Annotated in this window: 27 protein-coding genes; 14 read left to right on the top strand and 13 right to left on the bottom strand. The window is 62.2% G+C overall.

Features of this window, described 5'->3' with window-relative positions; all coding sequences use genetic code 11:
• Window positions 1-87 precede the first annotated feature (87 nt).
• Together QCE83_RS22905 and QCE83_RS22910 are read left to right on the top strand one after the other, a co-directional pair.
• Window positions 88-759: a peroxiredoxin-like family protein gene (locus QCE83_RS22905; protein ID WP_309816570.1), complete on the top strand. Its 672-nt coding sequence runs from the start codon at window positions 88-90 to the stop codon at window positions 757-759.
• Window positions 760-824: 65 nt separating this feature from the next.
• Window positions 825-1,541 carry an SDR family oxidoreductase gene (locus QCE83_RS22910; protein WP_309816574.1) on the top strand — a complete coding sequence of 239 codons (717 nt, stop codon included), beginning with the start codon at window positions 825-827 and terminating at the stop codon, window positions 1,539-1,541.
• On the opposite strand, the gene QCE83_RS22915 is transcribed toward QCE83_RS22910, so the two are convergent.
• Window positions 1,518-2,441, bottom strand: coding sequence for a LysR substrate-binding domain-containing protein (locus QCE83_RS22915; protein WP_309816577.1), 924 nt, complete (start codon window positions 2,439-2,441; stop codon window positions 1,518-1,520). The genes QCE83_RS22910 and QCE83_RS22915 overlap by 24 nt on opposite strands.
• 287 nt (window positions 2,442-2,728) lie before the next feature.
• On the opposite strand from QCE83_RS22915, the gene QCE83_RS22920 reads away from it, so the two are divergent.
• The 3 genes from QCE83_RS22920 to QCE83_RS22930 are packed head-to-tail and all read left to right on the top strand — an operon-like array spanning window position 2,729 to window position 4,691.
• The gene (locus tag QCE83_RS22920) at window positions 2,729-3,367 is read left to right on the top strand and encodes a glutathione binding-like protein (RefSeq protein ID WP_309816579.1); all 639 of its coding nucleotides are present in this window, start codon (window positions 2,729-2,731) and stop codon (window positions 3,365-3,367) included.
• Complete coding sequence (locus QCE83_RS22925) at window positions 3,364-3,582, top strand: hypothetical protein (protein ID WP_309816582.1); 219 nt, start codon at window positions 3,364-3,366, stop codon at window positions 3,580-3,582. The genes QCE83_RS22920 and QCE83_RS22925 overlap by 4 nt, the downstream gene beginning before the upstream one ends.
• Window positions 3,579-4,691 (top strand): alkene reductase, encoded by a 1,113-nt coding sequence (locus QCE83_RS22930; RefSeq protein ID WP_309816584.1) that lies wholly within the window; start codon window positions 3,579-3,581, stop codon window positions 4,689-4,691. The genes QCE83_RS22925 and QCE83_RS22930 overlap by 4 nt, the downstream gene beginning before the upstream one ends.
• A 178-nt stretch (window positions 4,692-4,869) precedes the next feature.
• Here QCE83_RS22930 and QCE83_RS22935 read toward each other — a convergent pair whose 3' ends face one another.
• Both QCE83_RS22935 and QCE83_RS22940 read right to left on the bottom strand, forming a co-directional pair.
• On the bottom strand, window positions 4,870-5,706 hold the full coding sequence (locus tag QCE83_RS22935; RefSeq protein WP_309816588.1) for an alpha/beta hydrolase: 837 nt from the start codon (window positions 5,704-5,706) through the stop codon (window positions 4,870-4,872).
• A gap of 188 nt (window positions 5,707-5,894) precedes the next feature.
• Window positions 5,895-6,779: a LysR family transcriptional regulator gene (locus QCE83_RS22940; RefSeq protein WP_309816592.1), complete on the bottom strand. Its 885-nt coding sequence runs from the start codon at window positions 6,777-6,779 to the stop codon at window positions 5,895-5,897.
• Between the two features lie 145 nt (window positions 6,780-6,924).
• Here QCE83_RS22940 and QCE83_RS22945 point away from each other — a divergent pair, with 145 nt between their 5' ends.
• Both QCE83_RS22945 and QCE83_RS35165 read left to right on the top strand, forming a co-directional pair.
• The gene (locus tag QCE83_RS22945) at window positions 6,925-7,677 is read left to right on the top strand and encodes an SDR family oxidoreductase (protein ID WP_309816596.1); all 753 of its coding nucleotides are present in this window, start codon (window positions 6,925-6,927) and stop codon (window positions 7,675-7,677) included.
• A 156-nt stretch (window positions 7,678-7,833) separates the two neighbouring features.
• Window positions 7,834-8,193, top strand: a complete 360-nt coding sequence (locus QCE83_RS35165; protein WP_404985691.1) for a hypothetical protein — start codon at window positions 7,834-7,836, stop codon at window positions 8,191-8,193.
• On the opposite strand, the gene QCE83_RS22950 is transcribed toward QCE83_RS35165, so the two are convergent.
• Complete coding sequence (locus QCE83_RS22950) at window positions 8,087-8,407, bottom strand: hypothetical protein (protein WP_309816598.1); 321 nt, start codon at window positions 8,405-8,407, stop codon at window positions 8,087-8,089. The two genes, QCE83_RS35165 and QCE83_RS22950, sit on opposite strands and share 107 nt — an antisense overlap.
• Before the next feature lie 432 nt (window positions 8,408-8,839).
• On the opposite strand from QCE83_RS22950, the gene QCE83_RS22955 reads away from it, so the two are divergent.
• Window positions 8,840-9,754 carry an NAD(P)-dependent oxidoreductase gene (locus QCE83_RS22955; protein WP_309816600.1) on the top strand — a complete coding sequence of 305 codons (915 nt, stop codon included), beginning with the start codon at window positions 8,840-8,842 and terminating at the stop codon, window positions 9,752-9,754.
• The gene (locus QCE83_RS22960; protein ID WP_309816603.1) at window positions 9,754-10,386 is read left to right on the top strand and encodes a PIG-L family deacetylase; all 633 of its coding nucleotides are present in this window, start codon (window positions 9,754-9,756) and stop codon (window positions 10,384-10,386) included. Before QCE83_RS22955 ends, QCE83_RS22960 begins: the two co-directional genes overlap by 1 nt.
• Window positions 10,387-10,390: 4 nt before the next feature.
• Here the strand turns inward: QCE83_RS22960 and QCE83_RS22965 are convergent, their stop codons facing one another.
• The 7 genes from QCE83_RS22965 to QCE83_RS22995 all read right to left on the bottom strand — a co-directional run bounded on the left by QCE83_RS22965 (window position 10,391) and on the right by QCE83_RS22995 (window position 17,876).
• A complete protein-coding gene (locus QCE83_RS22965) occupies window positions 10,391-10,963 on the bottom strand; it encodes a sugar transferase (protein WP_309816607.1) in 573 nt (190 codons plus the stop codon).
• A gap of 43 nt (window positions 10,964-11,006) precedes the next feature.
• Window positions 11,007-12,431, bottom strand: coding sequence for an FAD-dependent oxidoreductase (locus QCE83_RS22970; RefSeq protein WP_309816611.1), 1,425 nt, complete (start codon window positions 12,429-12,431; stop codon window positions 11,007-11,009).
• A 715-nt stretch (window positions 12,432-13,146) separates the two neighbouring features.
• Window positions 13,147-14,688: a sulfite reductase flavoprotein subunit alpha gene (locus QCE83_RS22975; RefSeq protein WP_309816614.1), complete on the bottom strand. Its 1,542-nt coding sequence runs from the start codon at window positions 14,686-14,688 to the stop codon at window positions 13,147-13,149.
• Between the two features lie 77 nt (window positions 14,689-14,765).
• Window positions 14,766-15,815 (bottom strand): FAD:protein FMN transferase, encoded by a 1,050-nt coding sequence (locus QCE83_RS22980; protein WP_404985380.1) that lies wholly within the window; start codon window positions 15,813-15,815, stop codon window positions 14,766-14,768.
• 7 nt (window positions 15,816-15,822) lie between these two features.
• Window positions 15,823-16,644, bottom strand: a complete 822-nt coding sequence (locus QCE83_RS22985; RefSeq protein WP_309816616.1) for a DUF4198 domain-containing protein — start codon at window positions 16,642-16,644, stop codon at window positions 15,823-15,825.
• Between the two features lie 27 nt (window positions 16,645-16,671).
• Complete coding sequence (locus QCE83_RS22990; RefSeq protein ID WP_309816619.1) at window positions 16,672-17,199, bottom strand: DUF2271 domain-containing protein; 528 nt, start codon at window positions 17,197-17,199, stop codon at window positions 16,672-16,674.
• Between the two features lie 26 nt (window positions 17,200-17,225).
• Window positions 17,226-17,876, bottom strand: a complete 651-nt coding sequence (locus QCE83_RS22995; RefSeq protein WP_309818709.1) for a PepSY-associated TM helix domain-containing protein — start codon at window positions 17,874-17,876, stop codon at window positions 17,226-17,228.
• A gap of 520 nt (window positions 17,877-18,396) precedes the next feature.
• On the opposite strand from QCE83_RS22995, the gene QCE83_RS23000 reads away from it, so the two are divergent.
• The 3 genes from QCE83_RS23000 to QCE83_RS23010 all read left to right on the top strand — a co-directional run bounded on the left by QCE83_RS23000 (window position 18,397) and on the right by QCE83_RS23010 (window position 21,799).
• Complete coding sequence (locus QCE83_RS23000; RefSeq protein ID WP_309816628.1) at window positions 18,397-20,763, top strand: catecholate siderophore receptor Fiu; 2,367 nt, start codon at window positions 18,397-18,399, stop codon at window positions 20,761-20,763.
• Between the two features lie 68 nt (window positions 20,764-20,831).
• The gene (locus QCE83_RS23005) at window positions 20,832-21,518 is read left to right on the top strand and encodes a Fe2+-dependent dioxygenase (RefSeq protein WP_309816631.1); all 687 of its coding nucleotides are present in this window, start codon (window positions 20,832-20,834) and stop codon (window positions 21,516-21,518) included.
• Window positions 21,519-21,604: 86 nt separating this feature from the next.
• Complete coding sequence (locus tag QCE83_RS23010) at window positions 21,605-21,799, top strand: hypothetical protein (protein WP_309816634.1); 195 nt, start codon at window positions 21,605-21,607, stop codon at window positions 21,797-21,799.
• Between the two features lie 609 nt (window positions 21,800-22,408).
• Here the strand turns inward: QCE83_RS23010 and QCE83_RS23015 are convergent.
• Window positions 22,409-22,624: a hypothetical protein gene (locus tag QCE83_RS23015; RefSeq protein WP_309816637.1), complete on the bottom strand. Its 216-nt coding sequence runs from the start codon at window positions 22,622-22,624 to the stop codon at window positions 22,409-22,411.
• A gap of 260 nt (window positions 22,625-22,884) precedes the next feature.
• Entirely contained in the window at window positions 22,885-23,574 is a 690-nt protein-coding gene (locus QCE83_RS23020) for a hypothetical protein (RefSeq protein ID WP_309816640.1), read from the bottom strand.
• Between the two features lie 190 nt (window positions 23,575-23,764).
• On the opposite strand from QCE83_RS23020, the gene QCE83_RS23025 reads away from it, so the two are divergent.
• A complete protein-coding gene (locus QCE83_RS23025) occupies window positions 23,765-24,490 on the top strand; it encodes a type VI secretion lipoprotein TssJ (protein WP_309816643.1) in 726 nt (241 codons plus the stop codon).
• Window positions 24,491-24,501: 11 nt separating this feature from the next.
• The gene (gene tssK / locus QCE83_RS23030) at window positions 24,502-25,890 is read left to right on the top strand and encodes a type VI secretion system baseplate subunit TssK (protein WP_309816646.1); all 1,389 of its coding nucleotides are present in this window, start codon (window positions 24,502-24,504) and stop codon (window positions 25,888-25,890) included.

A 25,890-nucleotide genomic window follows, 5' to 3' on the forward strand; every position in this document is an offset into this window, starting at 1 on the left:
GACGATTACCGCAACAGAGTTGGCTTGCCCGGCATCTGGACAGCCCGCAGCATAACCAACCCTTCTGTCCTTTCGATGGAGAACGACATGTCACTGCAGGACAAACTGGACGCATTCAAAGCGGACTTTAAAGGCGGCAAGCCGCCGTACTATGCACCGCCTGAAATTCACCCGATCATGGAACGCGCGACAGCGGAACTGATCGCGAGCGGGCAGGCGGCCCGCACGATCAAGGCCGGCGACCGCGCACCCGCCTTTACCCTCAAGGATCAAGATGGCAAGGAGATTTCGTCGGTCAGACTGCTCGAGCGCGGGCCGCTCGTCATCACGTTCTATCGCGGCGTCTGGTGCCCGTACTGCAACATCGAATTGCAGGCGATGAACGATGCACTTGCGCAGATCGAAGGATTCGGTGCGAGCGTCGTCGCAATCTCTCCGCAGACGGCCGTGAACAGCCGCAAGTCGGTGCGAGACAACAAGCTCCACTTCCCGGTGTTGAGCGACGCAAATGGCGATGTCGGCGCCGCATTTGGCCTGCGCTTCGCGCTGCCCGATTATTTGATCGCTCTTTACAAGACGCTCCAGAACGATCTACCCGCGTTCAACGCTGATCCGTCATGGACGCTGCCCATGCCTGCGCGCTTCGTGATCGGCCAGGATGGCGTCGTGCTGTATTCGGAAGTGAATCCCGACTACACGCATCGCCCCGATCCGGCCGATATGCTCCCGGTACTGGAGCGTGCCGCCGCAAAGGTCTGAGCGCCAATGCACGTCATCGCCGCCTTCGGGCGGCTCCTCGTTTAGGCTTTCCGTAAATTTACATCATGATAAACCGTACTTTTCTCGTGACAGGTGCCACCAAAGGCATTGGCCTTGCGCTCAGCGAACGGCTGATCGCGGAGGGGCATCGGGTCATCGGTATCGCTCGCACACCCGCGGCATTTCCGGGCGAACTCGTCACGCTGGATCTCGGCGACCGCGCGGCAACCGATGCGGCACTCGGTGAGCTCGGACAACGTTACGCCGTCGACGGGATTATCAACAACGTCGGACTGGTTCGGCCGCAACGCCTCGGAGAGATCGATCTCGATGCGCTCGACGAGGTCTTTTCCGTTAATCTTCATCCGGCGATACAGACGGTGCAGGCATTTCTGCCTGGCATGCGCGATCGTGGCTGGGGGCGCATCGTCAACATCTCCAGCCTGACCATTCTGGGTATCACGCAGCGAACCGCGTACGCCGCTGCAAAGGCCGCGCTCGTGAGCTTCGCCCGCACTTGGGCGCTTGAACTGGCGACAACCGGCATCACCATCAACTCTGTCGCGCCCGGCCCAACGGAAACGGAACTGTTCCGCGCAAACAGCCCACTCGGCAGCGAAGGCGAGCAGCGCTATCTTTCCGCTGTACCGATGCGGCGATTTGGACAACCAGCGGAAATCGCTGCGGCGATCGCATTCCTGCTTTCGGACGACGCAGGCTTCATCACCGGTCAGACGCTGTTTGTCGACGGTGGAGCGTCAATCGGCAAGGCCGCCATCTGAAGACGCGTTGGCCTTCGGAACAAACAGGCTTTCGACGAACGTGACGAAAGCGCGCGCTTTCGTCGTTGCCATTCGTCCCGACGGAAAAACCGCCCATACGTCGACGCCTGGCAACGTCCAGTCGGTGAGCACCGCCCGCACGGACCCGTCTGCAAGTTCTGGCGCGAACATCCACTCCGATGCAATCGCGAGGCCCATGTGTGCGAGAACGGCTGCCCGCATCCCTTCGGCGGCGCTGACCCGCATCCGGCCCGACACCGTAACAGCGGCTTCGGTGCCGTCTGCATGGCCAAACGCCCACGATTCGCCACCGCTGCGCATCGCATGCACAACCGCTCCATGCTGGCTGAGATCGGCCGGAGTACGAGGCTCGCCATACCGTGCGAAATATTCGCTCGTGCCGACCACCAGTCGTCTGCCGCTTACGATGCGACGTGCAGTCATCCCTGAGTCGTCAAGACGGCCCATGCGGAGGGCAACGTCGACGCCTTCTTCGAGCAGATCGATTGGACGGTCATCCATCACGATCTCTACATCGAGTTTCGGGTGTTGGTCGAGGAAGGCTCCCAGCGCAGGAATGACATGCAGCCTCGCGAACGTGACGGCCGCTCCGACGCGCAGCCGCCCTGAGAGACCGTCTGACGATTTGCGAACCGAATATTCCGCGCGATCGGCCTCTTCGATAGCAAGACGCGCGTGTTCGTAGAACCGCTGGCCAGCGTCGGTCGGTGTCAGCCCACGAGTCGAGCGCAGTAACAACCGGGCGTTCAAGTGCTCTTCCAGCTGTGCGATCGACTTTGAAACGGCAGGTTGTCCAATCTGGAGTCGCCGTGCTGCGGCCGAGAACGAGCCGGCCTCTACGACGGCGATAAAGGTTTCCATTGCTGCCAGACGATCCATCGGGTCTATGTCTCGGGAATGGGGTAAGAGAAGAATCTGCGCTCCACTGCTGAATGCGAGAGACAGCGGGCACCCGGCAGGAAACCGCGGGACTATACCGCAGCCGGATGTCTTGAGCGCGCCACAGCGTTTGCGCTTCTGTTCATTGGGATGCTTGCGGCGAGATGTCCACTCACCAGGTGCGCCCATGCCCGCGCGGAATAACTCATATCACTGCGGCGCGGCTTCCGAGGCGCACGCGGATCCGCGAAAGTTCGGTCATCCCATTCACGCTTTCTGGACTCGCCATGTACCACGTCTACGCGTTTGCCACGCCGAATTCCGTCAAGGTTCCCATTGCGCTCGAGGAACTCGGTCTCCAATACGAACTGCATCCCGTGAACGTCAGGAAAGGCGAACAGAAGCACGCCGATTTCGTCGCAATGAATCTCAACGGCAAGGTGCCGGTGCTTCGGGATAGTGAGATGAGTTTCACACTCAGCGAGTCGGCGGCGATCCTGGTCTATCTGGCCGAACGACATGGTGCGCTATTGGCGCATGATCCTCTGACACGCGCCCGCACCTTCGAGCAACTCTTCGCGCATGCTTCCGGCCTCGGTCCAGCCTTCGGGCAAGCGGGATATTTTCTGCGGTTAGCGCCCGCAGAAACGTCAGAGCATGCCCTCGACCGATTTTCGCACGAAGCTCGTCGCCAGCTCGGCCTGCTCGACGCATTACTCTCCGCCCGGCCCTTCGTCGCCGGCGAACAATTCTCGATCGCTGACATCGCCCATTTCGGATGGATTTGGCGCCGGACATTTCCGGGACTGACGCTGGACGACGTGCCAAATGTGCAGCGCTGGTTCGACACTGTAGCGGGTCGCCCCGCAGTAGAGCGGGCTATCGCGAGAACAGAGACCCTTGCTGAAGAAAGGCAACCGGCATGAAAAAGCTCTTGCCGAAGAGCCATGCCCTGATCGCGCTCGCGATCGTCTCGACTGTGGCGGGGACTCTCAACAGCCGCCCTATATTGATGCAACGACCAACGCTTCTGTCGAGTGTCGCAGTGAGTGCGGAGCTTACCCGGATGATGTGCTTCGGCATGGTCTGGCTCACGCGCAGCACCCGCTACCCTCTCACCAACATCCAGAGAACAAGATGAACAGACTTTTTAGCGGCATCAAAGTCGGCCCTTTCGAACTGGCACATCGTGTTGTGCTTGCGCCGCTTACGCGCATGCGTACCGAAGAAGGCAACGTACCGGGCGATCTGATGGTTGACTATTACACGCAGCGCGCGTCCAGCGGCGGCCTGCTGATCAGCGACGCCACAGCCGTATCGCCTCTTGGCATCGCCTATGTCGACGCACCGGGCATTTATACGGAAGAGCAGATGCGCGGTTGGAAGCGTGTTATTGATGCCGTGCATTCGAAAGGCGCTCGCATCTTTTTGCAGATGTGGCATGCAGGTCGTCAGGCGCATCCCGGCAATACCGGTGGACACTGGCCGGTCGCGCCGTCCGCGCTACGCTCGTTCGAACACGCAGCGATCCGGGATGAAAAAGGCGACATCGTCGAAGCGCAACTGGTCGTGCCGAGGGCGCTCGACACTGAAGAGATCCGGGCGATTGTCGAGCAGTTTCGTCACGGCGCGGAACTCGCGAAGCAGGCGGGGTTTGACGGCGTCGAGTTACACGGAGCGAACGGTTATCTGTTCGAGCAGTTTCTACTGGACGGCACCAACAAGCGCAACGATGAGTATGGCGGAACAGTCACTAACCGCGCTCGCTTTCTTTTCGATACGCTCGACGCCGTTGTGTCAGTGTGGGGGCCAGGTCGTGTAGCGCTCCGACTATCACCGAGCGGAACGTACGGGACGATGTCGGACAGTGATCCGCACGCCACGTTCGGTTATGTGGCGCAACGTCTCAACGACTACGCGCTTGCGTACCTGCATGTCATCGAACCTCGCATTCGCGGTATCGTCGAACAGGCGACGCGAGAGACAGACGTAACGTCAAAAGACATGAGCCGCATCTATAGGGGGACGGTCATCGCGGCCGGTGGTTTTACTGGCGAAAGCGCGGAACAGATCATTGCGGACGGACACGCGGATCTGGTCGCTTTCGGCCGCATGTTCATTTCCAATCCGGATCTCCCCCACCGCTTACGCAAAGGCCTACCGCTTACGCCGTACGACCGCTCGACGTTCTATGGCGGAGACAGACGAGGGTACACGGACTACGCCCCAAATCCATTGACGACGGCGTAATGGAGGCTGTGATCACCAGTGCGTCGCATTTCAGGAAAGGCGGCGTCAGAGCCATTGCCGCATCCAGTGCGCGAAGCGGTCCCTCCAAGGTCTGTCTTCGCGATTACTGAGCGGTCGTTGCTGCCCGACTTCGGAAGGCTGCCCGCTTCGCAACCACGTGGTGAAGCCGGGCGTCGGCTTACGCCTGCACGAAAGCCAGCAGATCAGCGTTCAACACATCCGCATTGACGGTCAACATACCGTGCGAATAGCCGGGATACGTCTTCAGAGTTCCGTTCCTGAGCAACTCGATCGACTTCTTTGCCGAATCACCGATCGGCACGATCTGGTCGTCCTCACCGTGCAACACGAGCGTGGGCACCGTGATGGCGCGAAGATCTTCTGTCTGGTCCGTTTCGGAAAAGGCCTTGATGCCCTCGTAATGTGCCTTTGCGCTGCCCATCATGCCCTGCCGCCACCAGTTCTGAATGACGCCCTGATGGACCGTCGCATCAGGGCGGTTGAAGCCATAGAACGGACCCGACGGTACGTCTAAAAAGAACTGCGCACGGTTGTCGGCGAGTGCCTTGCGAAATCCATCGAAGACCTCGATGGGCAGACCTTCCGGATTCGTGTCCGTCTTTACCATGAGCGGCGGCACGGCGCTCACCAGTACGGCTTTCGCCACGCGACCCGCCGGCTGGCCGTGTTTAGCCACATAGCGCGCAACTTCACCACCGCCCGTCGAATGGCCGATGTGCACCGCATTGCGAAGGTCGAGCGCTTCGGCTACGGCAAACGCATCGGCGGCGTAGTGATCCATGTCATGCCCATCCGACACCTGTGACGAACGGCCGTGACCGCGCCGGTCATGCGCAATGACACGATAGCCCTTTTGAACGAAGAACAGCATCTGCGCATCCCAGTCGTCGGACGACAACGGCCAGCCATGATGGAAGACAATGGGCTGCGCGTCTTTCGGGCCCCAGTCCTTGTAGAAGATCTCGACGTTGTCGTTCGTGGTGATGTACGGCATGGTCATTTCCTTTCTGAAGTTGTTAGTGGCAATGTCCGGCTGTCTTGAATCCGGTAATCTCAGCGCTGTTGCCGACGTGAGAAGCATACGGAAACGTCCGCCGACGCAAAATAGCTGCTTCTGCAAACCATCGTTGCAGCCGTGCAATATAAGGGACCAAAAAGTCATTCGAACGACGCCGACCGGCTTCATTTCGCACCGAGCCATACCGGTTCAGAGAGATGCTGTGCGAGATAGTCCGAGAGCGCCGTGACTTTGGCTGGACGCGCGCGCGCCGACGGCGTCACGAAGTAGAGACCGCCTTTTGTCAGATGCCAGTCCTTCAAAATCGGCTCCAGCCGCCCATCCGCCAGGTACTCGCCGGCGATAAACTCGGGCAACTCCGCAATAGCCAGCCCTTCCAGCAACGTGGGCAACAGCGCATCGGAATTCGTTACCCGGAGCGGACCGACGGGCGTGACCGGCTCCTCCTCGCCTGCATCGTTGACGAAACGCCAGACATCGCTGCGCGCTCGGTACGCGTAAGACAAACATGGCCTGTCGACGAGATCGCGGGGATGGGTCAGACGGCCGTGTCGCTCGAGATACTTTGGTGATGCGACAAGCAGTTGAGAGACTGGACACAGGCGCTTCGCCACAAGCGATGAGTCTGGCAACGCCGCGATTCTCAGCGCCGCATCGAAACCCTGCGCGACGATGTCGACAGTCGCATCGGATAGATGCAAGTCGATCGACACCTCGGGATAGGCCTTGAAGAAGCCCGGCAAGAGCGGCGCGACCCAGCGCAAGCCGAACGACATCGGCACGGCCAGACGCACGAGACCGCGTGGCTGAACCGACATCTCTCGCGCGGCGTTTTCCGCCTCCTGTGCCTGCCGGTAGATGTCCCCGGCTTTCTCCGCAATCGTTCCGCCAAATTCCGTGAGGGCAAGCTGGCGCGAAGTCCGGTTGAAGAGCCTCGCGCCAAGCCGCTCTTCGAGTCTCGCCACGCCGCGCGAGACCGTGGCGACCGACACACCCATCGCACGCGCTGCCGCGGCGAACGATCCCTCTTCGGCGACTTTTGCAAACATCGCCAGTCCTTCGAAATCGGGAAACTTCGTCGTTTCACTTTTGCAATGATGGTTTGCAGACGATTCTATTTCGAAAAGATCATTGCGTCGATATTCTTCTCACATCGCTTCACGACTCATTAACCGGACAACAAGGAGAAACACCATGACACGCAAGCTCGAAGGAAAGATCGCTCTTGTCACCGGCGCCACCAGCGGCATCGGCCTCGCAACAGCCAAGCGCTTCGCGGCAGAAGGCGCGCATGTGTACATTACCGGCCGCCGCCAAGCCGAACTCGATGCAGCCGTTCTGGAAGTCGGCAATGCGACGGGCGTACGCGTCGATTCGTCGAAACTCGATCAGCTCGACGCACTGTATGAGCAGATTCGCGGTGAGAAAGGCCGGCTGGATGTGCTGTTCGCCAATGCAGGCGGCGGCTCGATGCAGCCCTTGGGCGAGATCACCGAAGCGCACTATCACGACACGTTCGACCGCAATGTGAAGGGCACGCTCTTCACGGTGCAGAAGGCGCTTCCGCTGCTGTCCAAGGGCGCTTCGGTGATTCTGGCCGGGTCCACCACGACGATCGAAGGCACCGCTGCCTTCAGCGTGTACTCGGCATCGAAAGCCGCGATCCGCAACTTCGCCCGAAGCTGGATCCTCGATCTGAAGGATCGCGGCATCCGTGTCAATACGATCAGCCCCGGCGCGACCAAGACGCCTGGCTTGGTCGAGCTCGCAGGACCGGACGCCACGCAGCAACAAGGCCTGCTGGACTATCTGGCTTCGCGCATTCCGATGGGCCGTGTCGGCGATCCGAACGAAATCGCTTCTGCAGCGCTCTTCCTGGCATCCGACGACGCGAGCTTCGTGAACGGCGCCGAGTTGTTCGTCGATGGCGGTCAGGCACAAGTCTGAGGACGCCGCTCTCGGTGGCAGCGCCAGGCTGCGCTGCCACAGTCGGCACATGGAGATCGGCGCAATATGGAGCATGAGCCAACGCAGTTGTTTCAGATCTGGCTGACACCGCGCACGCTAGCCGGTGAGCCAAGTTGGGCTCAACGTCGTTTCGATATGGATCGACAAGTTGAAGGCTTCAGTGTCTTCGCGAGCGGCGCGTCAGCGGACATTGACGCCGGCGCCCTGCCTATAGATGCTGATGCTCGTCTCCTGGCTGCAAACATGCATGCCGGGCAGTGCCTTGATTGCACGTTGTCCGAGGGTGCGATGGCTTATCTTGTACCCACAGCAGGCAGCATTCGGGTGAACGACGTCCGCCTCGCCGCCGGCGATGAAGCGGCAGTGATCAACGAGTCTGCTCTGTCGATCACTTGCATTCGGCGACACATGGGTTGTGCTTCTCGAGACCATGCCGTCTTCGAACGCGGCCGTTCGAGCAGCCACGCTGTGACTCAGGCAAGCGGCGAAGAATGACTGACCTCGGTTCGTCGGGGCAGTTAAGTCTTGTTGCCGGCCAAGAATTCTCGCGGCCGACGATCGTCGGAAACGGAACGTTGTCGTAAAGCACATCGTCGGCGAGCATGTCGAGCGCTTCATCGATACGATTGGCGCTCCAATGACCGAAGAAATCGATAGCGATGCGGATGGGATCAGTGGGCATGATCGAGATTCTCGCCGTCGCGGTCATCGACGCCGTCGATAGCCGAGACCGACGAATGGGTTTATCCCGCGCATCGTTTTCCATGATGAACGGTACGGGTCAACGCGCGTCATGAGCGAGATTCACTTGTTTCATCAACGGATCCATTCGCTACATCGGCTCGCGTACGTTGCTCTCTTTGATCGACACTGCAACGGCTCCGATCCGTTCATTACCCTGGCCGGCATCAGCCGCCAAAGAGTCTCTGCTGACTCTTTTATGTTGGGATGCAAACATACTTCCACCCATCCGCTTCTCCACAATTCCATGAAGCTCGACAGATTAAACGCCTAAAACAACGGGGACACGAGCAAATTCTGATCGGCGATCGATACCGAATCAGGTCGCATCCGTTCAGCCAGGTCGTGCAATCACGATCGCAGCCATCGCCAAAATCACAAAAAGCAAGGGAGCTGCAATATGGGAAGTGCGCAACAATCACTCGTCATCGGTGGTCAGGGCTTCCTGGGCGCCGCGATCGTACGCCATCTGATTGCGCGGGGAGATGCAGTCACGATCGCCGACCGATACGCGGATACCGCGAAGTGCGACGCACTGTTTGGTGAGGGTGCGGCCAAGGTCGTTAGGGCCGACATCATGGATGCGCAGGCCATGCGCGACCTGACCCAAGGCCAAGACACCGTCTACCACCTGGCGGGCAAGCTGGGGACGACCGAGCTGGATGATGACGTGGTGGCCGGAATCCAGATCAATATCACCGGCGCCGTGAATGTCTTTGCGGCCTGTGTGCAGAACGGCGTGCCCAATCTCTTCTATCCGTCCAAGCCGAACGTCTGGCTTAACACCTACACGATCACCAAGCACGCTTCGGAGCAGTTCGCAAAGCTTTACGCGTCGATGGGCAGCACGAACATCTCGACGTTACGCTACTTCAACGCCTATGGCCCCGGTCAAGCCACGGGTCCGGTCCGCAAGATCATTCCGTCCTTTGCGGAACGCGCGAGCAAGGGTATGCCCATCGAGATCTTCGGCAGCGGAGAGCAGATTGTCGACATGATCCATTCCGATGACATCGGCCGCCTGACCGTGGAATTCGTCGAGGCGGGCGGCAGCGCGGACCCCATCGACCTGGGACGGGGCATCGGTCTTTCCGTCAACGAGATCGCGGCTGCGGTGAACGACTATTTCGGCAATGGCGCCGGCGTCGTTCACTTGCCCATGCGCCGTGGCGAGACACCGGAGACCCGCTTGATCGCCGACATGCAGCCGCTCCGAACCGTGCTGGGCGACCTGAGGTTCCTGGACTGGACTGAGTCGCTTCACGACACGCTGGAATGGTACGCAAGGGCCTTTGCACAACCGCAGGCAGCCTGATGAACGTGCTTGTTGTCGTCGCGCATCCCGATGACGAGGTGATCGGCTGCGGCGGAACCGTAACCCGCCTTTCCGAGAACGGCCATGACGTGCGGGTGTTGCTGCCCGTGCGGCGCAACGATCCGCGCGGCGTGGCGCACTGGGCGGAACTGGAGCGTGCCTTCAGGCGCAGTTGCGCCCACCTCGGCGCGGAGGCTCTCGTGGCTGACCCGCTGATCGACGAAAAGTCACTCGAGGCGGGCGTTCATCACCTGCACGATCTCATCTTGCCGGAGGTCGAATGGGCGGACACGATCTTCACGCATTGGCCCGGCGACTGCAATCAGGTCCACGGCAGCGTCAGCCGTGCCGTGGAGATTGCAACTCGCCCTTTTCGGCGGCGCAAAAATGTCTATCTCTTCGAGGTGTCCACGTCGACCGAACAGGGCTTCTTCCCCACCTTCGTGCCGAACATGTGGTCGCCACTGGAGGCGCGACACGTGGCCCGAAAGTGTGAAGCCATGAGCTTCTATGCCACGGAATGGGCTGGCGGGCGAACACCGGAAGCGCTGGCGCGGCGCATGCAGACCCGAGGCGACGATATCGGCGCGCACGCCGCGGAAGCGTTCAATATCGCCCGCTTTTTCCTCTAGCCGCTCAGGGCCCGACGATCCGTACGATCGTCAGCACCGCGATCCGGACATCCAGCAACAGGTTGAACGTCCGGATGTATTCCAGATCGTCATCGATCATGTCGAACACACTGACGTTCTTGCGCCGCGCGCGCACCTGCCACAGGCCGGTCAGTCCGGGTCGGACAACCGAGCGCGCTTGCCGGATATCGGGCACGTCGGCCAGCATCGAGATGACTAGCGCGCGCGGGCCGATCAGACTCATATCGCCGCGCAGCACGTTGATGAGCTGAGGGAGTTCGTCAATGCTCAGTCGGCGCAGCAGCCCGCCAAGGCGGCCGATCCGCGGATCGGGATCGTAGGTGAGCGTCTCGCCATTCGGCCCCCGTGTCGCCAGTCCATGAGCTTTCAGAACCGCGTCGGCGTCGCGGTGCATCGTCCGCAGCTTGTAGCAGACGAACTGCCGCTCTTCCCTGCCCCAGCGATTGGCCAGATGCAGAACCGGGCGGCCGGAGCTGAACAGGATCGCGCCCATGGCGAGCAGGAGAACAGGACCGAGCGCGAGCAGAAGCAGCACCGCGCCGGCGATATCGAGCAAGCGCTTGATGCGATACGACGCGCGGCGCTCGGGCGCGGCCGGCTTAATTGATCTGCTCCGGTGCGCAATACGTGGTCTCGGGCGCACCGGACATGATGCGGTGGACGACTTCCAGACCCTGCATGTAGGCATGGTCCATGTTCGACACTTCGTAGCGCCAGCCGCCGAAGCGTCCCCGGCTGAAGATGCCAAGTGGTTCCAGTTGCTCGTGAATGTCCTTCAGCGCGGCATCGCGGCCTTGAAAAGGCAAGGGATAGCCATGAGCGAGCACCTTTTCGAAGGTGGAGACGACGGCCTGACCGTCGATCAGGCCGATGGCACGCAGCCCTTGCAGCACATCACGGCGCAAATTGTCGTCGATCGTTGCGGGCTGGTCAGCCGCACGGCTGATTTCGCAAAGGATCGAATAGTACGGGCCACCAGACGGCACATTGCCAGGTGAAAAATTCGAGGGAATTGTCACGCGCCAGAAAGGATGTGCGGTATCGGGGCACTGAAAACTGTGCACGCCGCGATAGCGTTCCGGAATGGTCCCGCGCATGCCGAAGCCGAGCAGAATCGCGGAGGATCGGCGCAACCGCTTTCCCAGACACTGGATATCCGGCCGGTCGACGCAGGACTCGGCCAGAGTGTCCAGCGGAATGGAAGAGATGAGCGCGGTGTACGGATGACGCGTTCCGTCCGAGAGATGAATCTGGCGCTTGCCGGCCTCGATTGCCACGATGCTGCGGCCAAGATGAATGCGTTGCGCGCCGATCCGCTCGATTGCCCGTTGCCAGATCGTACCCATGCCGCCCGCGCGGGGATAAGGCACGCGTTCGTTCCGGCTCCAGGCCGGGTCGTCCGTGCGGAGGATCGCATGTTTGAGCATGCGGCGAAGGCGCACCTGCGGCACGTTGTGCAAGGGTGAGCCGCTGCGTTGGCGGACCCACTCGCTGCTCATCTCCCGTGGATCGAGCGTCCACATCTTTCGGTTAAGCGGCTCCATGATCCGACGCGTCAGTTCGCGGCCGAAGGAACGATGAAGATGATGATGGAAGTTATCGGCGGCTTCGGGCGCCGCACGTCGGCCGATGCCTATCGCTTTGCCCAGACGGTGCAGCAGTAAATCAGAGAAGATCGGCAATGCGTGTGCCGGCGGAAAGCGGTGAACGTGACGCTGAATGGGCGTCGGAATGAGCTTGCCGAACATATGGACACCGCGAATCGGTTCGGACTCGTGCCACTCGATGTCCAAAGAACGGAGCGTCGCACTGAACGCAGCGTACTTCTCGTGAACGAACAGCACATGTCCGCCATAGTCGAACAGAAAACCCTCCGGCGTGACGGCGGAGGCTGCGTTGCCGCCAGCGTGGTCGCGCTCGTCGATCAGAATGAAAGGCGTCGAGGAATACGCCTGACGGAGTGTCAATGCAGCGCCGATTCCGCAGGGTCCCGCGCCAGCTATGATGATTGACGGACTCGCCATGCCGCTCCAGTAAGCAATGGGTGCCTTGGGTGGCCCTCTCGATAACCTGCCCAAACTCCAGCTTTCAAGATTGCAGTTTTTCGTCGTCTTTCGCAACCGCATGGCTGCTGCTTTCTGGTGTGGCTTGTGGGATCGGCCACGCTCGGCTTTGAATGTCACTATGACGTCCAGAGAATGGCTCCTCGTTCCCGCGGCGTATTCGGCCTCCCTGGTGTGCGCAATTCGCGCTGCCGCACGTCCAGTCAGGACGCTCACGCAGATGCTGCGGCGCGCCTGTTACGTGCTGGCCCTGTGCATGATCACGCTCGGCTCGTACGAACTCTATGACCGGTTCTCCAATAAAATTGGGGGCGCTTTGACTGGAATGGCCGCTCTTGTCGTCATGACCGGCGTGTTGTTGGCGGGTTTTGGAATGATCGCGGGGGGAATCATGTCATTGTGGCCCGGACGGGGAGGCAGACGTTCCACACCCTGGCTTTCCGTGTGCGATAGGCGCCGTTCGAATGACCGCCTGACTACGATGACGAACGGCGGGGATTGGCCGAACCCAATGGTCGTCGCTGACTGCTCGGAACAAGAGGCCGGCAAAGCTGCCCTAGCTGCTCGACATGCGGCGAAACAGCATGATTCGCACGATCGCCCACTTTCGAGGCTTGATGAGACAAAAACAGTGAATGCGCTTACTCGCACCGCTGTCCAACCGCAACAGCTGGTCTCAATAAATATCGCGCCGATAGCGTCCGGCAACACGCAACGCGTCGAGTTCGGCCCGCCCGAGAATCTCGGCGAGCGCCGTCTCCACGGAACGGCCCAAGCGTGCCGCGCTGCCGCACACATAAATCGCCGCATCGGCCAGCACCCATTCGCGCAGCAGCGTCGCATGGATGCGCAGAGCGTCGTGCACGTAACGCAGTCGGGCGCCATCGCGTGACCACACCAGATCCAGCCGTTGCAGCATGCCCAGGTCCTGCCAACGAGCGAGTTCGTCCACATGGAACGCATCGTGTAACTGGTTGCGTTCTCCGAAGATCAGCCAGTTCGCGCCGCAGCCGCGCTCAATACGCGACTTGAGATGCGCCCGCAAACCAGCCAACCCGGTGCCCGCGCCGATCAGCACGAGCGGGCGATCATCGTCCGGCGCATGGAACGCGCGATTACTGCGCACGCGCACCTCGACGGATGCGCCCGGTGTCGCGTGCCGGGTCAGCCAGCCTGACGCGATGCCAAGCGAAACACCGTCGCAGGCGTCCGCGTCCGCATGCCGCGCTTGCCGCACCAGCAGTTCGATCCGCCCGTCCGCCGGTAGTGAGGAAATCGAGTAATCGCGCGTCGCAAGGGGTTTTAGCGTGTCGACCAGTTCCTGTGGCATGTAACCGCGCAGTGCATCGACATCGGCAGGCAAAACGCGCGATGCCAGCGCGGCTTGCAGCGTCGTGAGCGCGCCTTCGCAGCGGACCGGCGCGTGCGCGTCGAGTGGCAAGCGGCGCAGCCAGGCCGACACCACCCCGGCCGCATGCCGCGGACGAATCTGCGCGATGTCTCCGGCCTGCCAGTCGAGCGCGCCGGCATTCATTGGCGTGAGACAGACGTGATAAGCAGGACCACCTACGCTGCCCGGGTTGAGCAACGTTCGCGCCTCGAGGGTCCAGGGCGAGAAACCCGAGCGGTGCGAGGCCAAGTCAGGCTGCGCAAGATTTCCCGCCAATGACGAGACCTGCGTGCTCCATCGGTGCAACGCGCCGGCATCGTTGTCGTCCACTTCGATCGACGCGAACAACGGCTTCGCGCCCTGCCCGCGCAGCCAGTCCTCTACTCGATGTCCGAATGCGCAAAACCCGGCATAGCGGCGGTCGCCGAGCGCGAGCATGGCGTAGTGAGGCATCGGCGGCATTGGCGGCGACGGCGGCGGCGGCGGCGGCGCAGCGTCGGACGCGATTGCGCGGCCAGGAAAGCGCGCGGCGTGATCGGGCGCGTCGCCCTCCCCCGTCGTGCTGACAATAAACAGCGCGCGTTCATAGCCGCTCAGCCGTACTGCGTTGATCGCCTCCAGTGGTTCGAGGTCCACGGCGAGGCCCGCATGACGCAGCGTCGCAGCGGACTGAGCGGCCAGTTCTTCCGCGCGGCCCGTCTGGCTCGCGTAGGCGACCAGCACGGACGCTGGCGTTTTTGATCCGTCGTCGGTCGCACGCGTCCGCTGATGCGTCGCGCGAACCGCCATGCACATTGCCGCGTACGAGAGGATCACGCCGCCTGCCATCGCGATGCGCGTCGGGCCGCAACACGCACCGACCGCGCCGCCGAGCGACACAGCGCCCCACGCCAGCGACGCCCGCATCATTCGAGCATCGCCGCGTAGGCGGGACTGACGCTTTCCGTGAAACCCTCGGGCGTCCGCGCCACGCAACGCGCCGCCAGCCCCTCGCGCGCAGCGAACGCCATCCCCGCTTCGCGCCCGAGCACCATGAGCGCGGTCGAGTAAGCATCGGCGAGCATGCATTGAGGATGCAGCACGGTCACCGAGGCCAGTGCGTGACTCGCCGGATAACCGGTGCGCGGATCGACGATGTGCATCTGGCGGCGCGCATCGGCGTCGAAGAAATAGCGGCGATAGTCGCCCGAGGTCGCCACTGCAAGCCCATGCAGCGCGATCAGATCGTATGTCGTCGTGCCTTCGCGTGCGCCGTCGCCAGGCGGCGTTTCGATTTCCACCCACCAGGGCATGCCGTCCGGCTTCACGCCTTCGCCGCGCAACTCGCCGCCGATCTCCACCAGCCGGTGCGCAATACCGATCTCGCCAAGCGCATCGCTCACGGCATCCACGGCATGACCTTTCGCGATCGATCCGAGATCCAGCGATGCGCCGCCCGGTTGCCGCACTGCTTGCGCCGCGTGGTCCAGTTCGATGCGGCTCCATCCGCAGCGGCGCCGGACAGCTTCGACGTCGTCGGGACCGGGCGTGCGTACGCGCCGTCCCGACGGTCCGAAGCCCCACAGGTCAACCAGCGGCCCGGCGCTCGGATCGAATGCGCCGCCGCTCAGGCGCGCGGCATTCAGCGCGGCCTCGACCACGCTGAAGCAGGCCGGCGGCAGGTTCACCCAACTGTCGAACAACGCGCTGTTAAAGCCGGAAATGGCCGAATCCACGCACCAGTTGCTCATCTGCGCAATCACCGAGTCCAGCACGGCGCGAATGGTCGCATCGATGACGTCGATCCGCTCCTGCGCCTCTCCTGCGTCGACCACGCACGACACGCTCCAGGTCGTGCCCATCGTATCGCCGCCAAAGCGTGCGATGCGCCCGTCCTCCGCCGGCGCGTCCGCACCGTTCATCGTCATCCAGGGCACGATGACCCGCCGTGCGTCCTCTGCTGCGTGTCGCCTCATCGCAGCCTCATTGCGGCATCACTTCAAGCGTCGCCGCATAGGTCGCGCGGCGCGACGTGGCGAGTTTCACGCTCGTCTGCGCGTCCTGCGTGCTCGCCTCCAGCCAGTACATGCCCGGTGCGGGCCACTTGACGGTGAAGCGTCCGTCCGCGTCCGTCGCGGTTTCGATGCCGCCCAACTGATCGCGATAGCGAATCCCGCCCGGCACCACCGACACCTTCACGTTCGCCGCCGGCCGGCCGTCGAGCAGAAGCCGGAAACGAGCAGGCGTCTGCGCCAGCAGGTCGTCGGGGTGCGTGTCCGGCGCCAGTTCAAGTCCATGCCCCGTGTTCTGCAGCGCGACAGTGGTCGGCTTGCCGCGCGTGACGAACGATTCGACGCGCGTCTCGCTTTCCGTCACCTTGAGTTCGTCTGCATTCGCGGGCACGTCCTTCGCGAACGATTCCGCCGTGCCGCGCCAGCGCTTCGTTTCGCCGTTCACCTTGTAGCTTGCGAACAGCGCATGCCCCGCGACCGCGATCCGATAGGTGCCTTCCTGCGTCAAGTGCACGTCGAATACGCTGCGATAGCGCAACGTGCTTGCGTTCTCCACCTTCACGGCGTTGCCATCGGGACCGGTGACGACGAGACCATCCAGTCGCAACGGAAAATGTTCGAAGTAGAAAAGGTCGTTCGAGACGGCAGCATCGACCGTGATCCACGGATCGTTGCCGGACAAGACTGTCGCGGACGGCAGCAGCCACATGCGATGCGCCTGCACGGCGAGCGGCGCGAGCAGCGCTGACGCCAGCGCCGCCGTGAGCGTGAGTTTCTTCAAAGCAAAGTTCATGAGTTGACCTTGTCTACAGAGATGCAATTAAGGTTTGACCACCAGCGTGACGGGGCCGAGTTCATGCTCGCCCCGCGCCTGCGCGCTCGTCGATGCCGCTGCCGGAGGCCACGTGAACGGCACGCGCACGACTTCGTGTCCGCCGGTCTCGCGTGCCGCTTCCACGACCAGTTGATAGTCTCCCGGCGCCAGCTTGCCGAGCGGCGCGCGGCCGTCGCTGAAACTGATGACCTGTTCGCCGGGCGCGCGTGTTGCGCCGGAGATGCCGTCAGCGGGCATGTTCAGGTCGCGGCCCGCCTTGCGCCACCACTGACGCATGTCCTTCAGCCACTTCGTGCCTTCGCCGCCCTTCTTCTTGCCGTCGTACCAGACCGCGAGCGTCGCGACAGGCGTCTGGTCGGCTTTCTCGATCCACATCGATACATACGGCCGGTGATACTCGGCCACGCCGAGTGAAGGAATAGTGACCGTGACATTCATTTCAACCGCATGAGCGGCGCCGGCGAGCGGCGTGGTGGCCGCGCCCACGAGGGAGACGGCGAGCAATCGACGCATGTCGAACCTTTTTTCTGACTGATGGGTTAGTGGATGAAAACGATGACAAGCAGCAGCGGCACGACCACGCCCAGCCCGACCAGCGGCCAGGTTGCGCCGCGATTGCGCGCATGCAGCTTGAGGAGGAACAATCCGGTGACGCTGAAAACGAGGCAGGCGAACGCGAACATGTCGATGAACAGATTCCACGCGCCGCCCGTGTTACGGCCTTTGTGAAGGTCGTTCAGGTACGACAGCCAGCCGCGCGTCGTCAGTTCGTATTGCACGTCGCCGGTCGCGCGGTCCACGCTCAGCCAGGCATCGCCGCCGGGCCGAGGCAATGCGATGTAGATCTCGCCGTCAGACCATTCGGCTTCATGGCCGGCGATATCGACGTTGAACCGACGCTCGATGAAGTCGGCCATCTCGGCCGGCACCGCACGCGGCTTTTGCCCGGTGTCGTGGCTCACGGCATGCAAAAGAGCCGTCGGCAATCGCGCCGAACTGCGCGTCACGCGCGGATGTCCTTCGATACTGCTCGCGTGATTCAGCGTGAAGCCCGTGATCGCGAAACCCATCATGCCGATCAGACACACTGCGGAACTGATCCAGTGCCAGCGATGAAGGTGACGCAGCCAGAACGCCCGGCGTTGCGAGGCATCGGCGCGTGCAGCGGTTTGCAGAGGTTGGGCGTTCATGATGGGCTTTCGAAGCGGCGTTCTGCCGGGTGTCATCTTGCTTGCGCGAGAGATGATAATCGTTCTCATTTGTAAGAACCAGACCAAATGATTACGAAATTTTTCGAAAGCAGCGCGGCTCAGCACCAACTGCGAACCCGACAGAAATTCTTGGAACTTTTCTTTTAAGGAGCTATTGACTTGCAAATGAGAACGACTTACATTTGTCACGCTTTCTTACAGCATGTTTCTGCAAGTTTCGTGGGCGCGGTGAAAGCCTTCCATCGTCGTCCGACTGGTGTCCGTTGACCGGCCACCGGAACCCGAATCACATCCGGACCCGTCTCGCATCATCCGCACGCGTCCGGTCGCGCAGTCAGTTCTTCTGACGCCGATTCGCCGTTCAAATCCGATCGCCAGCCATCGCGCGAGGGAACGCATCGACTGATCGCGCCCGGCCGCTTCAGCCAGCCACGCCATGCCGGGGCTTATCCGGTCCATTGTCCTGCTCCCGCAGGATGACTAATCTTTCGAGCTGAAGATGGCCTACATTCGTAGTCGCAAACTCGCGCCCTGCCGCGCGGTTCCCACTGGTACGACCCTGAGCGGCGCAGCGGCACGCGCGACGATCGCAAGCGGAATCGCGCTCGGTTGCGCGCTGCCCGTCGCGGCTCAGACTGCGGACACGCAAACCCAGACGACCCTTGCCCAGTCCCAGGCAACAACGAGCCAAAACGCGACCCTGCCCGCCGTGCGCGTGACGGCGCAATCGAACAGCGACTACAAGAGCGAAACGTTGGCGTCGCCCAAGTTCACGCAGCCGATCGAAGACACGACGCAGACCATCACGATCATCAACAAGGACGTGATGCGCGATCAACAGGCAACCACGCTCACGGAAGCGCTGCGCAACGTGCCGGGCGTGGGCACCTTCTACGCGGGCGAAAACGGCAGCACCAGCACGGGCGACTCCATCTACATGCGCGGCGTGGATACGTCCAACAGCATCTATATCGACGGCATCCGCGACACCAGCACGGTCTATCGCGACATGTTCAACTACGACCAGGTCGAGGTCATCAAGGGCCCGTCCGGCTCCGACTATGGCCGCAGCGCGCCGAGCGGCTCGATCAACCTGGTCACGAAACAGCCAAACCTCGACAACACTTTCGACGCCAGCCTGTCCGGCGGCACGTCGAACTACGCGCGCGGCACGCTCGACTGGAACCAGAAGCTCAACGACACATCCGCGTTCCGCCTGAACCTGATGGGCCACAAGGCGGACGTCGCGGGCCGCGACGAAGTGGAGAACCAGCGCTGGGGCATTGCGCCCTCGCTGGCTTTCGGCCTGAACACGCCGACTACCGTCTATATCGATTACCTGCACGTCAAGCAGGACAACATTCCTGACGGCGGGGTGTCGACCATCGGCTTGCCGGGTTATACCGCCCCGAGCGCGGCGCTCGGCGTGCTCAACACCGCGCCGAAGGTGAACACGCACAACTTCTACGGCACGGCATCCGATCACGACGATTCGACCACTGATATGGCGACGGTGCGCATCGAGCACAAGCTGAACAACGCGACGACCATCCGCAACATCACGCGCTGGGCCGAGACGAAGCAGGATTACATGCTGACCTCGTTCATGGCGGCGGCGACGAACCTGAGCTTGCCGAATCCGGCCAATCCCGCCACCTGGACCATGACGCGCACGCCGAATCTGCGCGACAGCAACAACCGCATCCTGACGAACCAGACGAACGTCACCAGCACGTTCAATACGGGTCCGGTCAAGCACGATGTCAGCGCGGGTTTCGAACTCACGCGTGAAGAACAGACCCTCTACGGGCACACCACGCCGACCGAGCCGGCAGTCAGCATCTACTATCCGAACAGCAATGTGTTCGCGACCAACTACAGCCGCAACGGCGCGAATGCTACCGGCACGACCAACACCGTCGCGGCCTACGCGTTCGATACGATCTCGATCGGCAGCCGCATCGAGCTGAACGGCGGGCTGCGCTGGGATCACTACAACACCGACTACAACAGCGCGACTGCCTGCGGCGGCACGGGACGCACGGTGGTGGCTTGTCCGGGGGGCGCGGCTGCGGGCACGCCGGTCACGACCATTGATACCTCGACGAACGGCAACCTGATCGACTGGAAAGCGGGCGCCTTGTACCGGATCACGAACAACGGCAACGTCTACTTCAACTATGGCGTGTCGCAACAGCCGCCGGGCGGTTCGAACTTCGCGCTCGCCGCGGGAGGAACGGGCAACAGCGCGAACCGGATCGATTTCGCGCCGCAGAAGGCCAAGACCTACGAACTGGGCACGAAGTGGGAGCTGTTCGGGCGCCGCTTGCTGGCGACCGCTGCGCTGTTCCGCACCGACATCACCAACGAAGTGCAGCTGCTCGATGACGGCACGTATGGACAGATTGGCAAGAAGCGCGTGCAGGGTGTTGAGTTGAGCGCGCAAGGCCAGATCACGCCGGCATGGTCGGTGATTGCCGGCTATACGTATCAGGATGCGAAGGTCGCGGCCGGTAGCGCCATCTCGCAGGACGGCTCCACGCTGCTGACCTACACGCCGCGCAATGCGCTTTCGCTGTGGACCACCTACAAGCTGCCGTACGGCTTCACGCTCGGCGGCGGCGCGCGCTACGTGAGCGGTTTGCAGCGCGGCACGGACGGCGCGGTCGGCACGCCCGATCACACCGATGCGTACTGGGTCTTCGACGCGCTGGCCACCTACAACGTCACCAAGCATCTGAACCTGCAACTGAACGTGTACAACATCTTCAACCGCAGTTATGTGGCGTCCATCAACAAGAGCGGCTATCGTTACTTCCCGGGCGCGCCGCGCACGGCGGTGGTCACGGCCAATCTGAGCTTCTGAGGCGGCACCCTCTCGTCGCGCATGCAGGCGCGCGGCGGGAGATGAAACATCGAACGGAGCAACGCATCATGATGCTGCATATCCCCGAGGTCCTGAACGCAGGCGAAGTGCAGCATCTGCGCGCACGGCTCGATGTCGCGCAGTGGGTCGACGGCCGCGCGACCGTCGGCTCGCAAGGGGCACAGGTCAAGCAGAACCGGCAATTGCCCGAAGACGCGGCCGACATGCCGCAACTGCGGCGCATCGTCGAAGACGCGTTGAAGCGCAATGGCTTGTTCTTTTCGGCGGCGCTGCCGTTGCGCGTGTCGCCGCCATTGTTCAACCGCTATGAGGGCGCCGGGCGTGAACACTATGGCTTTCACGTCGATGGCGCCGTGCGCGCGACGCCAGCGGATCCCGGCTGGATGCGCACGGATCTCTCGGCGACACTCTTTCTATCGGAACCCGACGAGTACGAAGGCGGCGACCTGACCGTACGCGATACCTATGGCGAGCATGAAGTCCGTCTGCCGGCGGGCGATCTCGTGCTGTATCCGTCATCGAGCCTGCATGGCGTATCGCCGGTTACGCGAGGCGCGCGCGTGTGCTCGTTTCTGTGGATTCAAAGCATGGTCCGCAACGACCAGAAGCGCACGATGCTGTTCGAACTGGATCAGACCATCCAGACGCTGCGCAGCCGGCATGGGGAGAGTGAGGAAACCTTGTCGCTGTCCAATCACTATCACAATCTCTTGCGCGAGTGGTCGGAGATCTGATCTTCCGGAAGGCAAAGCTAGCGAAACGCCGTGTCTGCGTCGTGGCCGCTTTACCTGAAGTCATGCGTCGCTCGCCGGGCGCCCCATTGATCGAGAAGCTGCGAACGCCTCTGTTCGAGTTCGACTCGCCGTGCGTGCAGGAGTTGAAACTCTTGCTGGGTTCGCTCGAGTTGCATGCCGTCATCGCGCGCGGCGAGCAAGCGCTCATGACATTGATCGGACAACCGCCAGCACTCCGCGATTTGCCGTTCGATGAGGGTGATTTGTTCCTGTTCGGCTAAGCCTGGCATCTTCACGCCTGTAAAAAGAACCCGCTGATCAATACCTCGATGCAGCGGGCTGTTCCTCGGATGGCCCTGTGGGCTCTGTCGTATCAGCACCTTGCCATTCGTTGATGTTGGTGCTTCTCTCTCAGGTTCATTTCTGTTCTGTCATACAAAAGATATCTTACAAAAAGCTAAACATCGAACCGGTGTTTACCCGTAGTTCACAATGTGCTTCCCAGCAGCAGAAAATTCGCCAACAGCTAACATTGCAGCTCACGTCGCGGTGTGACGGTTTTTCTTCTGCGCAGCGGCTGCTTCTGTCGAGTCTGGAATCGATCTTCGCAAAGAAGGCCGAGATGGCGTTCGGCTGTTCGGGCATCAGATGGTGAGAGGTCAGGATGTGGGTGACCTGTTGACGCCGGTAGTGTGGCGGAAGGATGGAACTGGCGTGCGCTTCACTCTCTTTCGGGTTTAGGCCGTCGACAGTGGGTACATACCTGCCGTTTGACTACTGCTCCGCTGCGCGCGGCTCACGCCAGACGCCGCAGCAAGTGCGCCTTGACCACGAGGGTCAAGCCGAGCTGACCGGCACTCGCCGACTCGGCGCATGCTCACGCGCTCTGATCATCCGGCTATGCGAAACGAGCGTACCGCGTCGCGCCCCGTCCCCCTCGCCGACTGCATTGCATCGACGGCTTGAAGTACCTCGCCGTCGGCGGATACGACGCTCAGCGAGAGAAGCGCCGCGTTCTCGGAGATCCCGCTCGCGGCAAGCGCGCACCCCACAGCCACCATCAGCACCCAGCCCACGCCCGCCGCTGAACCCCGCATTGTCATCATGATGTTTTCCTTGCTTCGCGATGAAACTCACAAGGAAATTCTGCGCCGTGCCGATTGCGGTCTCGTTTCAATTCACTCTGCGCCCGGTTACATCTGCAATCCTGCTCGTCAAGCCCCTCCGCCGACTTTGCAACCCCCTGTCTCAGCCTGTGTTTTGGGCGTTTTTTCGGAGAAAGTGCGTGTTACACTCCAATCGCTTTTTTAAGACAATTCCTCTTGACGATCCGCCAAACGGCTTGACGCGCGACTTGGCATCCGTTTCACGGAATGGACAGACTTTGGGTCACAGGCTGGCCATCGGGATAGACGGAAAGCGAATTGCCTGGGTCATAGGGCAGATCCACGGACATCGCACGGCCGTCGAGCACGAAATCAATCTTGTATAGATCGCCGCCGCGAAAGCGGGTGTGCTGGACATCGCCGCATTGATCGTTCGTCACGAAGTGCTCAAGCGGCACGTCGACAGGCGAATCCGGCGTGGCCGGCTTGGGCGGGGGAATCAGAACATGCCAGAGCGCCATGCCGATCGCAACGCCCGCCACGCCACCCGCGGCGGTGACCGGCCATTTGTGGGTCAGCGCGTGCCCGAGCACGCCGCCGCCCGCGCCCAGCACGATGCCCAACGGTCCCACGACCCAGCCGACCGCGCCGCCTGCCAGTGCAGCGGGCAGGATCCAGATGCGTTGCGTCAGGTAATGGGCGGCGAGCCATGCCGCGCCGGCCGCGCCGAGTGGCGCGCCCGTCAGTCCCTCGAGATTGCGCACGAACCATGGGCGCGCGTTGGCCTGGGCCACTTCGTATTGGCGCACGGTAGTGAGCGTTGGGCGACATTCGTTTTGCGTGGCCAGCGCGGTCGTCGTCAGAGTGCTCACGGCGACGACCGGCACGGTCACGGGCGAACCGGACTCAGGTTGAGCGGGACTCATGCCGTTATTGGCATCTGCTGCCATGCATGGTCCGGCAAAGCTAAGGGCGAGCGCCCATGCGCTGAGAACGCGGGCGGCGGACGGCACACGCCGGGCGGTCACACAACGACGACGAGAAAGAATGAGGACCATGAGTAGAGCCACTGGCACGACGGGCAAGCACCCGGCTCGGGCGGTGCCGGACAGGATTGCCGCAAGGGTAGCAGAGCGCGTCATGCGCGTCGCTTCTTTCTCACGATGCGGCCTGGGTGCCTGGGCAGCCGCCGCCTGCCTGGCGCTGCTGGCCGGTTGCTCGATGTTCAGCGGCACGAGCGCGAAGCAGGCTGTCGCCGCGGTGGACTGGAACGCCGCCTCCGATGCGATCCTCGTTCAGCTCGACGCCGACGATCTCCTCAACGAATACAACAACGAGCCGCATACCCTGCTGCTCGGCGTGGTGCAGACCGCGGACGCCGATTCGTTCAAGAAGCTCGCGGCAAGCGCCGCGACGCTCGCGGGCACGCTCGGCGAGTCGGGACCGAATCCCGCCATCCTGCAACTCACGCGCTACGTGGTACAGCCGGGCGGCCATACGATCCTGTCGATCGACCGCGCCGCGAAGACCCGGATGGTCGGCCTGATCGCCGGCTACTACACGATGGACCCGGCCTCGAGCGCCCGTCTGTTCGAGATTCCGCTCGCCATTTCGAATCAGTCGTTCGTCGGCCACGACTACAGCGCGCAGCCGCAGACCCTTGCGCTGCATCTGTCGCTTGGACGCGACGCTATCAGCACCGCCGTGCGCCTGAATCCCGAGCCGCCGCAGCTCGTCGCCGCCCAGAAGCGCGCGCAGGCGAAGCAGCAGATCGTACCGCTCGACGGCGGCGGCAAGGAAGTGCCGCTGATCGCGCCGGGTTCCAGCGGCGCGCCCGATACCGCCACCCTCAAACTGCCTAACTGAAGGGCCCCGACGTGGAAGACAAGCAAGCGGTCTATTGGCATCAGGGGATGTTTCTGCAACCGCAGCATTTCCAGCTCGCCGATCAGCACAACCGGTTCACGCAGACGCCGCTGTTCGAAGCCGGCGTGCCGCATTTCTGGGGCGTCGGTGCGCTGGAGCTGTCGAAAAGCGCGGTCGCCAACCGCACGATCGACGTGCGTCACGCCCGGCTGCTGTTCCGCGATCATCACTATGTCCAGTATCCCGAGAACGCGGTGATCGCGCCTCGCACGTTCGATGCAAGCTGGGTGCAGGGCGACCGTCCACTGACCGTGTATCTCGGCGTGCGCCGCGCGAGCGAGCAGGACCGCAACGTCACCGAAGTCGGCACGCTTGCCGAGGCCGCCGACGCGACGACGCGCTTCGCCACCGTGATGTCGGTGCCCGAGACGCCCGATCTTTACTCGCAAGGCCCCGGCGCGCCGCTCCAGACGCTGCGCTACGTGCTGAAGGTGTTCTTCGAATCGGAACTGGATCACCTCGATCAATACGAGCTGATCCCGGTCGCGCGGCTCGTGCGCGACGGCGACACCGTGGTGCTCGCCGACCGCTTCATCCCGCCGAGCTACGCGCTGGCCGGCTCCGACGCGCTGCGCGCGATGCTGCGCGAAATCCGCGACGAACTGTCTGGCCGTGCTCGCCAGTTGCAGGAGTACAAGAGCCCGCGCGAAATGCAGAAGGCCGAGTTTGATGCCTCTTACATGCTGTTCCTGCTCGCATTGCGCTCGCTCAATCGTTTCTCCCCGAGCCTGTTCCACCTGATCGAGAGCGAGCAGGTGCATCCCTGGATGGCTTATGGCGTATTGCGGCAACTCGTCGGCGAGCTGAGTTCGTTCTCCGAGCGTTTCAACATGCTGGGCGAGATGGACGGCGGCGGCGCGGGCCTGCCGCCTTACGATCATCTCGATCTGGACACCTGCTTCAGTCGCGCGCGCGTGACGATCGGACATCTGCTCAACGAGATCACCGTCGGACCGGAATATCTCGTCGTGCTCGAACCGCGCGACGGCGTGTACCAGGGCCAGGTGCCGCGCAGCATGTTCGGCAACCGCAACCGTTTCTATCTCGTCGTGCGGACCCAGGAAGACCCGCAATGGGTCGCCGACGGCATCGTCAACGGCGCGCGTCTGGCCGCGCTGGGCGACATCCCGACGCTCGTGCGCCATGCGCTGCCCGGGCTCGAACTGATCCACATGCCGCACGCGCCGCAGGGTCTTCCGCGCCGGGCGCATTCGTTCTATTTCCGCATCGAGCAGGTGAGCGAGCAATGGGAACTCGTCGAACGCGAGGGCGACATCGCGCTGCACTGGCTCGATGCGCCCGCCGATCTGCGCGCGGAAGTCGTGATTCTGCGGAGATGA

The organism is Caballeronia sp. LZ034LL (assembly GCF_031451215.1).
In the GTDB taxonomy this organism is placed as follows: domain Bacteria; phylum Pseudomonadota; class Gammaproteobacteria; order Burkholderiales; family Burkholderiaceae; genus Caballeronia.